Raw genomic sequence first — 10,759 nt, 5'->3', positions numbered from 1 at the left:
TTATCTTAGTTCTGATGGAGTAGATGCAAATACTAGCAACATTGAAAATGTAACCTATCGATTTTTGCACGATCGCGTCCAACAAGCTGCCTATTCTTTGATTGCTGATGACCAAAAACAATTCATACATTTAAAAATTGGTCAACTCTTGTTGAAGAATACGTCTGATGAAGAACAAGAAGAGATAATATTTGATATCGTCAATCATCTTAACATCGCTGCTCAGTTAATCAACGAGCAATGCCAAAAATATCAACTGATTAAACTCAATTTTAACGCTGGTTGTAAAGCTAAACTATCGACTGCTTATGAACCAGCAGTAAGATATTTCAATTATGCAATTTCCTTGCTAGATACCGATAGCTGGCAAAATCACTATGAGATAACGCTAGCAGTTTATCTAGAAGCAGCAGAAACAGAATATTTAAACACCAATTGCGAACGAGCAATGGAACTGACTGAACTTATCCAGAAACAAGCAATAACCGTGCTCGATCGAGTAAAGGCTTTTCAGTTAAAAATACAGCTTTATCAAACTCAAAGCCAGATGCTGAAAGCCATTGATACAGGAATGCAAGTTTTGGAAATGCTGGAAGTTCCATGGGTAAAACAAAGTCATAAAAGTTCTACTCCTACGTTACCTGCATTAACAGATTTAGAACATATTGCGGTCATGACAGACCCCTATAAATTAGCAGCTTTACAAATATTAACAGCTTTATATCCGCCTGTTTATATTGCTAAGCCGAAAATGGTACCGCAGTTAATCCAAACCATGGTAAATCTTTGTACTCAAAATGGTTATTCTGCATTAGCTGCTTATGCTTATGTTCTTTATGGAATGCTTTTATGCAACAAAGGAGATATTGAGTCCGGATATCATGCTGGCAAATTAGCTCTCGTGTTTTTAGAAAAATTCCATGCTAATGCACTCAAAGCTAAAGTTTATGTTATGTTTAATGCTCACATTAGAATTTGGAAAGAGTCTGCTATAAATACGTGTGATTTTTTCTTAAAAGCTTTACAAAGTGGTCTGGAATTTGGAGATGTAGAATGGGCTTGTTACAGTGCCATGCACTACTGTAAAAACTTATTTATAGTGGAAAAACACTTAGACGTTGTTGAAAAGCAGCAATTAAATTATATTGATTTTTTGCAAAAAAACAAACACTTGTTTGCGATCGCCTACGCTCAAATTTGGCAACAAATAACCTTCAAATTACAAGTTTTATCAAATACCGATAATAAGTCTCTATTTTCAACCGAAGATTCCGAACAGGAAATTTTGTTAAAAATTTGGCAGAAAGAGAAAAATTATATGTCACTCTTTGCTGCTTATTTAGTTAAACTCATTATCCTTTACTTATTTCACAATTATAGTCATGCTGTTAATATAGCAACTATAGGAAAAAAATATTCTGAAGCAGCTCTTGGATTATTTACTATCTGCTTGCATAACTTCTACTATTCATTAGCCCTCCTAGCCGATTATCCCCATGTCACTAAAAGCCAGCAGGTAAAATACCTAAGAATTGTAGGTATGAATCAGCAGAAAATGAAAAAATGGGCGGAGTATGCACCTAGTAACTTTCAACACAAATATGATTTAGTAAAGGCTGAAAAAGCTAAATTATTAGGACAATATTGGCAAGCTGCTGATTTTTACGATCGCGCGATCGCTGGAGCTAAAGAACAAGGCTATATTCAAGAAGAAGCCCTAGCTAACGAATTAGCAGCTAAATTTTATTTAGAATGTAAAAAAGAAAAAATAGCTTTAGTGTATTTAACTGAAGCTTATTATTGCTATATACGCTGGGGAGCAATGGCAAAAGTGAAAGATTTGGAAACCCGCTATGCAGAATTGCTGAATTCCATCTTAACTCCATCTCCATCGCACTTACCATCAGATCCCACTCTCTCGCTATCCACAAAAGTCTTTGCTAGCAGTACAACTGCTTTAAATTCTTTAGACATGATGACGGTAGTACAAGCTTCTCAAGCATTGTCTGGTGAAATTCATCTCGAGCAATTACTCTCCACTTTGATACAAGTGGTTATGAAGAATGCAGGTGCAGATAAATGTGTTTTGATGTTACTTAAGGATAATAATTGGGTGATAGAGGCGATTGCCAAGTCAGAAGGCTCGCAAGAGATTCAACCTAGAGTGCTGCAATCAATACCAATAGATGATAGCTTAGAAATTCCCTGTTCTATCATTCACTATGTGTCTCGGAGCTTAGAAACTATTGTTATTGATAGCGCTGTGGCTCAAATTTCCTTAGAGTCCGATCCATATATTCAATTGAATCAACCCAAAAGTTTCTTGTGTACTCCCATTATTAAACAAGGAAAATTGATTGGTATACTTTATTTGGAAAGTACTTTCGTAACAGGAGTCTTTACACACGAGCGCTTAGAAATTCTGAAGCTCCTTACAACTCAAGCCGCTATTGCTCTAGAAAACGCCCAACTCTACACTCACTTATCACAAACTAGCAACCAGCTAAAACAAGCCAACGAAAAGTTAGAAGATTATGCTCACACTTTAGAGCAAAAAGTTGAAGAACGTACTCAAGAATTAAGTCAGAAGGCAAATCAGCTAGAAACAACATTGCAAGAACTTTATTCAGCTCAATCTCAACTCATTCAAACTGAAAAAATGTCTAGTCTGGGACAGCTTGTAGCTGGTATTGCTCACGAAATCAACAATCCAATTAGCTTTATTTACAGCAATCTAACTCCTGCTAACGAATATGTTATATCCTTAATTGAACTGGTAAAACTCTATCAGAAGTTTTATCCAAATCCAAACCCTGAAATAGAAGAAAAAAAAGCAGATATTGAGCTTGATTTTTTATTGTCTGACTTGCAAAAAATACTAGCCTCCATGCACTTTGGAGCCAAACGCATTCAACAGATTGTTCTATCATTACGTAATTTTTCACGTTTAGATGAAGCCGAAAAGAAATCAGTAGATATTCACTCCGGTATTGATAGTACGTTGTTGCTATTAAAGCACCGATTGAAAGCAAGCGATCCATATCCCAAAATTGAAGTTATTAAAGAGTATGCTCAGATACCAGAAATAACTTGCTATGCTTCTGCTCTCAATCAGGTGTTTATAAATTTGCTGAACAATGCTATAGACGCTTTACAGCAGATGTGGTGTCATGAGTCCTCCCATAACAAAAAACCTACCATTACCATTCGTACTGGTATGAAAGAGACTCAAAAGGCTATTGTTAGTATTGCTGACAATGGCTGTGGGATTGAGGAAACAGTTCTACCAAGAATATTCGACCCTTTCTTTACAACTAAACCTATTGGAAAGGGAACAGGTTTGGGATTATCCATTAGTTATGCTATTGTCGTAGAAAAACATAGAGGTCAATTAACTTGCGTTTCAAAATCGGGATTGGGAGCGGAGTTTATTATTGAGATTCCTCTAAAGTAGGGCTTTGATTTAGCTTTGATTCATAGTCTGCGATCGCTCTTTGGGAAAAACTTTTTGGTTTACTGATTATGGAATTTAAGACCCGGTCAAACTACTGGGTGACAGCCAAATCCGTGTTGTAAGTAATTCATTGGATGCCAATCTGAATATTGTTTGCTTCAAAGGCTTGTCGAACACGTAGACGGAATTCTCGCCCAACGCGCCATTGTTCCATTGGGGCCGTTTTTATCCAAACGCGCACCAGCATTCCTGTATGGGAGAGGTCATCAATGCCCAGGACTTCTGGTAGCTCTGGCAGGATCTCTCGCCATTCAGGTTCGCTATACAGTTGCTTGGATATTTGCCGCAAGACATCAAGCACATGTATTGGGTCATTTTCATAGGCAACTACAATAGAAAAGTCTATTCGCGACCAGAGGCGGGTTAGATTGCTGACATTCGTGATGTTGCTATTAGGAATGGTAATTAATTGACCTTCGTTATTTCGCAACTGAGTCACTCGTAGGTTAAGATTTTCTACCAGTCCGTTCTTGTCCCCAATTTGAATCACATCGCCCACGGCAAACTGATCCTCCATCAAAATCAAGCATCCGTTGATGAGATCTTTCACTAAGCTTTGGGAACCAAACGAAATCGCAAAAGCAATGACTGCCCCTCCTGCAAAAATTGAGCTGGTTGGAACATTGAATAAACTGAGAGTCCAAATAATTCCTAATATCACCAAAACAAAACTAACGAATCCCTTTAAAGCAGACGCAATCGTTGTAGTTCTTAGAGCAATTCGTTGTACTTCTCCAAACGGGAGGAGGGGATTTGCCTTCACTGAATGCATTAAGATCTCGATTGCACTGGTGCTGATGCGGAGCGCTAAACTAATGCCAAACCAAATCGCAATCAATGCGAGTGGTGTTGCCCATACGTAAAGAGTCCATCGCATCAATAGGGGGACTGTGGATATGATGTTAGCAATGCCGATATACCACATCAAAATGAAAATCCATAACAGTGCCCATTTGAGAAATTTGTTAATATCTAATTGACGATTCAGACTAAATTGGTGTTGTAAAGTTGTCAAAAATTGCGCTCGCAAATCTGCAATTTCTCTTGCTTTCATTTCTCCTTCCGTAGTTTCTGATGAAGCGATTGCTTCGGATTTCCGTGCTTTTTCCGCTTCTGCAAGCACTGCTAGTTGCCGTTGATAACGAGCTTCTAGGATTTGTTGCTGACGGGTTAACATTCGTCTCAGAAACCAAATCGTAGTGCTAGCAATCAACAGGCCCAGCAAGATTTGAAATGCCTGTCTTATACGCTGAGCAAGGGCTTTCGGTGACGCTAACTGCTTGAAACGAATCATTTCATCTTGAAGAATCTTTTGCCATTCCTGGGCTAAATTGTCCGGGGTTTTGCCATTAAAGTCGGCATCTGCTTCTGTTACGGTTACCAAGCGAATCGGACGGGTGAATTGATCGTTATGAATTTCAAGGACAGGTCGATTATTCAAGATGGCGACAGTGACAGTTGGTGTCTGTTTAGCACTTAGGGTTCGAGTGAGAATCCTCCACAACCGCTCATTCACCTCTTGTGCCCGGACTTCAATCGGGAGTTTTCCTTCCGGGACTTTATCACGATTAAAAATCGTGGGAGAAGTGACATCAAACAATTTGTTTTTATCTAAAGGCGATTGGATCGGAGCTGTTTCGTACTCCCCATAGCGGCTAACTGTAGATGGAGGATTCAGGGAATCATTGGCAGTCGATGCTGATAGTGAGGGGAGTTGGCTCTGGGCGATCGCACAAGAGCCAAGCACCAGCAAGATCGTCGTTAAACCGATCGGCACAAACCGAATGATTAATCGGCAGAATTGATGGAATAAAAACATAAATATAAAAAACTTATCTGTCTTCAACACATCTCTCTGAGGAATTGATAATAGCGCCACCATCGCCAGAGTGACTTGAGAAATCCATTCCTTCATGTTCATTGATTTCATTTTGAGTGCCATTCCACCTCATGCAATGAATCAACAATGCGCTAACCTCGCAATCGCACAAGTTCGTTTCGCCAAGAGGCGACCAATGGATCGGTCTCCACAGATTGCCCAGATTGCTTCACCGCTCCGAAATACCTATGCAAATTATGCTGTTTGTCAGCTTTTACTCCTTCAAACACTTTTCCAGTGCTGAGAGTGGCTAATGCTTTAACACCTAAATCTACCCCTACATCGGGATGCATCCACGTTAGGGAGCATCCTGGCTCTAAATCCTTGACCTCTACTTTGTAGCTGATAAACCATCTGTCAGCTTCACGGGAAATCGTACAAGTCTTGATAGGAACGGAAGGTACTTTCTCGTAAGTTTTCAGAATTCCTATTACCGGAACTTGAATTCTTTTCACTCCTTTTACTTTGATTGTCCCTTCCAAGGTAAAAGAATCCTGTTTCCCTTTCTTCTTAAACTTAGGTACTCCCTTTCGTTTTTCCAAGCCATCTTTCCATGCTACTCGCAACGCTCTTAACGCCATTTGCGGTGTGGATTTACTGCATTCGTAATACCACTTATTCTCAGGTTTAACTAGTGCAACTAGCCATTTATGCAACTCAATTGCGCTTGGGAATGGGATTTTATCGTCTGGGTTAACTTTATTGTGCTCTAGGAGCTGCTTGGTTAATCCTAATCCCCAGTTCCAGGCATGACGTGCAACCCCACAATGTTTTAACATCATTGTTCGTTGCCGATTATTTAGCTTTAGTTCGGTTTTAAATCCTAATAACATGGCAACGCTTTCATCCATTCTCGAATTGCTTGTGACTTGTTCGATCCTTGCGCTTCGGCATACTTTTCCAGCTTAGTTAGCTCTAGTTCGGTGAGTAAAACTTTCACCCATTTATCTCGGTGTACCATATTGTCCCTTTTCCTATGTAGTCATATCATGTCTATATTATGACTATCTCACCAGTCGAGAACACCGTATCTATCCCGAATACAAAATCAAAAAGCTCTGCAATTTTGCCGAGCCCTGCATAGCTTTGTATAGAGATTAAGTTACAGTTACTAGCCCTCCATTTGCGAATTGCAAGTTCGTTTTGGGCTTTGACGATCGCTACTGAGATGCGCCGATTTGTATGTTGAATGCGACGAGTTTTGAAAATGCGATCGCTCCTTACAAGAGTAGGAATGCTGCTTTTTACGATTTCGCGATCGCGGTGGCGATTGCTAAAAGCAAATTTTGAAGCTTCATGTTAAAAATGTATCGTGATTATTGAGGCTAAAGTTTTCGGTCTACTGATTGTGCCCTAATCAAGGAATGAGGGTTTCAGCTTTCTCAGCTTAATACATCCTCTCAGTACCCTCTAAGGGACTTCCAATTAAAAAATATTCCATCGCTTAGAGGGCAGGGGGAAAGAAAGTCGTTTTAATGGGCCTGAAATGGGATAATTTATTTTCTATGAGTCTCTAAATTGGATTGTTTGTCCAGATATATAACAACTAATTCTGACAATCCTCTGGGCCGCCCGTGTAAACAATCGATTGGTAGCGTCCTTGGTCTGTTTGGATTGTTACACAGTAGTTGGTTTTGCCTTCTAGCCAGTAGCTGTAGCCCGAATCATCACTCTTGACCCATCGATAGCCCCGTTTTTTCACTGCGTTTTCTGCCTGTCCTGCCCTTTCCCCCACTAAATCACTCAACTGAGGGACGGTAGTACCCGCTTCAGGCTGACGTCTAGCAGCAGCCCTACCATTTCTGTTACCTGAGTTTTGTCGATTGGCAGATGTATCCCAATAGACAAAAATCGACTCATTGGCGAGACGATAAATCTGTCCTCGATCGCCAAGTCCAGCTTGTCGATAGGCAGCATCACCATTTCGATCGCGATAATTGCCAGGTCGATTACCCACAGGGAGCAAGTCATAGCTACGACCATTTTCCAGTTGAATGCTAACCGCACCCTGACGTTGGGAAAAGGTACACCGACCAGAGGATGTGGCGCGATCTTCTCCTTTTGGGAACACATCGCAACGGGCATTCACGGTATCGGCTTTGACGGATACGGGAAAACTTATTGAAGCGATCGCCAGTGCTACCGCTAAAAACGAATTTGAAGATTTCATTCCCATAAAACTCCTAAGTTATGACAAAGATTATGACATTTGATATTATTTCAGAAATGTGCGTTTGCTAGTTAACACTTACAAAATATTTTTAAACTATTTCGTTTTGTCCCTCTAGGGATTAGAGATTAGTGCAAAATCCATGCATCTAAAATGGGGTATAAGTAGTATCGGAACAGAAAACCGAGTTAAGACGTATTACATGAAAATTACAGAAGTGTTCAAGCGCTGAAACTTTTGAATTCTCGTTAAGATATGACGAATGCGATTTCATGCATTGAGCTACTACACCCCTCAATAAAACCCTTATGCAATAAGGGTTTTAAGCTAAACACGGTTTTCTGTTCTAATGATACTTATACCCCAACACGGATTTGGCAAAAGCACAACTTCAGTCAGTTCCTCCTAAAAGAGGTGCTACAGACGGGTTGAATTAACCAATAGACATCTCCAGAAATTAAGTATGCGTTACCCAAAAGTCTCTACCATATACTTGTTAGAACAATTCTTGAAACTGGGGGGATAAAAACCGCCATTTTCCCTGTCCTAATATCTCCACAATTAATTGATGATAAGGAATTAAAGTAGGACGATGACCGACACTAATATAAGTAATATTCGACTCTCTTAATTGATGATAAAGATGTTTTTCATTGGCTACATCTAAAGCACTGGTAGATTCATCTAACACTGCATACTGAGGATTATGTAAGAAAAGTCGAGCAAACCCCAATCGTTGCTGTTCCCCTAAGGACAAAACATCTGCCCAATTGAGTTCTACGTCAAGACCCTCCACACGGGCAACTAAATCAGTCAAATTTACCTGTTCTAGAACCTCCTGTAGCTTTGTATCACTCACTTCTCGCTTGGTATGGGGATAGAGAATTTGATTTCTCAGTGAACCCAAGACCATATAAGGACGTTGAGGAATAAATAAAATCTCGGCGGTGTTGGGACGGTAAATATAGCCTTCGCCCGTGTTCCATAAACCGGCAACTGCTCGCAATATCGAACTTTTTCCTGACCCAGAAGCCCCCATCACTAAAATTCCCTCACTAGGAGGAACTTCTACTGAGAAATCTTCCACTAGCACCCGTTTTTGATCGGGAGTTTTTACCGTGACGTGACTGAGGGCAAAACGAGGTTCGATTAAGGTATCGATAACACATTGCGAAGGCGCAGGTTTTTGATTTTGGTGCAAATAATCGGAAAAAGTTCCTAGCCGTTTGATGACGGCAGCGAAAAGAGTTAATCCTTCAAAAGATCTTGCGAACCAACTAAAAACACTCACGATTGTTAAAAAAGCGGTAACAGAACGAGTCACATCGCCAAAGGTAACCTGCCCTGCGAAATATTGTGGGGCAAGAATGAGATAGGCAATAATCCAAACAGTAAAATTTAAACTATTATTGATTGCATCTAAGAGACTACTAGGAAGGATTTTGGCATGGAGAACGGCAAGTAATCGGAAGAACTTCGATTGAACCATTTCTTCTTCCTCTTCCTCTCCTTTGTAAAAAGCGATTGATTCGCTATTATTACGCACGTGGACTAAACTATAACGAAAGTCTGCTTGATATTGCAGGTTTTTGAAGTTTAGCGGTGTGAGAATCCGACCAATGAAAAAACTGACCAAGGTTTGAACCAGTGCCGTTAGAATAGCGACAAAAACGAGGTTTTTGTTGATACTCCAGAGAATATTGATAAAGAGAAAACCATTCAGAGCATAACTGCCGAGGGAAAGAGAATATGTGAGGGAACTGCTTATAAAAGACTCGATATCTTCGGAAATACGCTGATCGGGGTTGTCGATCGCCTTATTGCCGTTAATTTGATAAAAGGCGCGATCGGCAAAATAGCGATCGAGGAAATCTTTGGTCAACCACTCTCGCCAGTAGAGTTGCAGTTTATTTTGAATAAAATTCTCAAAAAACGAGAAAATAATTAACGCCAGTAACGTTCCCCCGAACAGGAGCAGAGAATGCTGAAAACTCTCTAATTGCTTATTGCTTAGTGCAGTGGTAAACTCTCCCTGATAACGATTCAGTAAAGCACTAGCGTTGTTAGCGAGGATGATAAAAAGAACGGCTGCTGCTAACAATCCCCATGCTCGAAACCGCTCCTGAGATCCCCAGTAGCGTTTAGCTACTTCCCAAAACCACCGTACAAATTGTTGTAATTGCTGAATTTTATCCACGATCTGTATTTAATGGAAAATGATTGGGGGTTAAATATTGTTAAGCTCAATTATGAGTGGCGCAAACAAGAATTCAAACAAGAAGGTTAAGACGAGCTGAATACACATACTGGGTAGAGTTACACCACCGAAAACATTAACATCATGGAGTAATGAAAATGCCATAGCACTTGCCAACATTGCTCTTAGAAATCGTTTTGTCGTTAAGAAACAAGGCAGGAGTCAATAAAGCCGCGAACGAGTAGGCTCGTCCGTTCGCGAAGCGTGCCGAAGGCATAAATTTGACTATCGACCTTCTCTCACACGAATTCTTTGACTGGGACAACGCCAACGCTGAGCATTATTTCTCCCGACATCAACGCATCCCTGTTCTCGCATAGCATCATCAGAAATACCATTTGGCTTATTAAACCGCCAACGTCCTCGGTCATCGGGTCCTGACACTGCTTGTATAGAGCGTCTGTTTCTACTCCATCCTCGATCGTATGTATTATATCTGTCTCTATCATTCGTATATACTTTAATTCTTTGACTGGGACAACGCCAACGTTGGGCATTATTTCTCCCGACATCAACGCATCCCTGTTCTCGCATAGCATCATCAGAGATACCACTTGGTTTATTAAACCGCCAACGTCCTTGCTCGTCCGGTCCTGATACTGCTCGTATAGAGCGTCGTTCTCTTTGAGAGATTAGTAAAGGATTTGCAATAGATTGCACGTTCTGTGCTGAAACAAGCAATTCAGGTGTTCCTAAATATCCGAAAGATGCAAATATTGGTAGGATAGCAAGAATTCGTTTGTAATACATTTTCATCGAAAAACCTCTGGAAGCGTGGAAACCAAAGCCCCCTCTCTTAATAGCGGGATGCTGACAGTTAACAAAGTGACGGTTGACATTAAGTATTCTCTGCAATATTTATTTACAATGTGTCCCATTTTGCACATACCTCGGCGGATACCCTACTGTATCAGGCACTCTCGATCGCCTCGGCATTTC

At 40.4% G+C, this 10,759-nt stretch carries 7 protein-coding genes; 1 reads left to right on the top strand and 6 read right to left on the bottom strand.

The genetic code is table 11. The features are described 5' to 3' along the window. Nucleotides 1-3,454 (top strand): trifunctional serine/threonine-protein kinase/ATP-binding protein/sensor histidine kinase (locus HC643_RS38440; protein ID WP_237266048.1); only part of this gene is annotated, 3,454 nt, incomplete at its 5' end. A gap of 127 nt (nucleotides 3,455-3,581) precedes the next feature. On the opposite strand, the gene HC643_RS38435 is transcribed toward HC643_RS38440, so the two are convergent. The 6 genes from HC643_RS38435 to HC643_RS38410 all read right to left on the bottom strand — a co-directional run bounded on the left by HC643_RS38435 (nucleotide 3,582) and on the right by HC643_RS38410 (nucleotide 10,576). Then, nucleotides 3,582-5,456, bottom strand: coding sequence for a mechanosensitive ion channel family protein (locus tag HC643_RS38435; RefSeq protein WP_237266047.1), 1,875 nt, complete (start codon nucleotides 5,454-5,456; stop codon nucleotides 3,582-3,584). A 29-nt stretch (nucleotides 5,457-5,485) separates the two neighbouring features. Next, a complete protein-coding gene (locus tag HC643_RS41890; RefSeq protein ID WP_082051640.1) occupies nucleotides 5,486-6,244 on the bottom strand; it encodes an RNA-guided endonuclease InsQ/TnpB family protein in 759 nt (252 codons plus the stop codon). Next, the gene (locus tag HC643_RS38425; RefSeq protein WP_162002295.1) at nucleotides 6,217-6,354 is read right to left on the bottom strand and encodes a hypothetical protein; all 138 of its coding nucleotides are present in this window, start codon (nucleotides 6,352-6,354) and stop codon (nucleotides 6,217-6,219) included. Before HC643_RS38425 ends, HC643_RS41890 begins: the two co-directional genes overlap by 28 nt. Before the next feature lie 585 nt (nucleotides 6,355-6,939). Then, complete coding sequence (locus tag HC643_RS38420) at nucleotides 6,940-7,563, bottom strand: hypothetical protein (RefSeq protein WP_038086573.1); 624 nt, start codon at nucleotides 7,561-7,563, stop codon at nucleotides 6,940-6,942. A 496-nt stretch (nucleotides 7,564-8,059) separates the two neighbouring features. Beyond that, entirely contained in the window at nucleotides 8,060-9,760 is a 1,701-nt protein-coding gene (locus tag HC643_RS38415) for an ABC transporter ATP-binding protein/permease (RefSeq protein ID WP_050045461.1), read from the bottom strand. A gap of 285 nt (nucleotides 9,761-10,045) precedes the next feature. Further along, entirely contained in the window at nucleotides 10,046-10,576 is a 531-nt protein-coding gene (locus HC643_RS38410) for a hypothetical protein (RefSeq protein ID WP_137986191.1), read from the bottom strand. Nucleotides 10,577-10,759: the final 183 nt, after the last annotated feature.

The organism is Tolypothrix bouteillei VB521301, from assembly GCF_000760695.4.
GTDB classification, from domain to species: Bacteria; Cyanobacteriota; Cyanobacteriia; order Cyanobacteriales; family Nostocaceae; genus Scytonema; species Scytonema bouteillei_A.
Note: the sequence above shows the minus strand (reverse complement) of the source record. Positions and strands in the feature narration are given on the sequence as shown.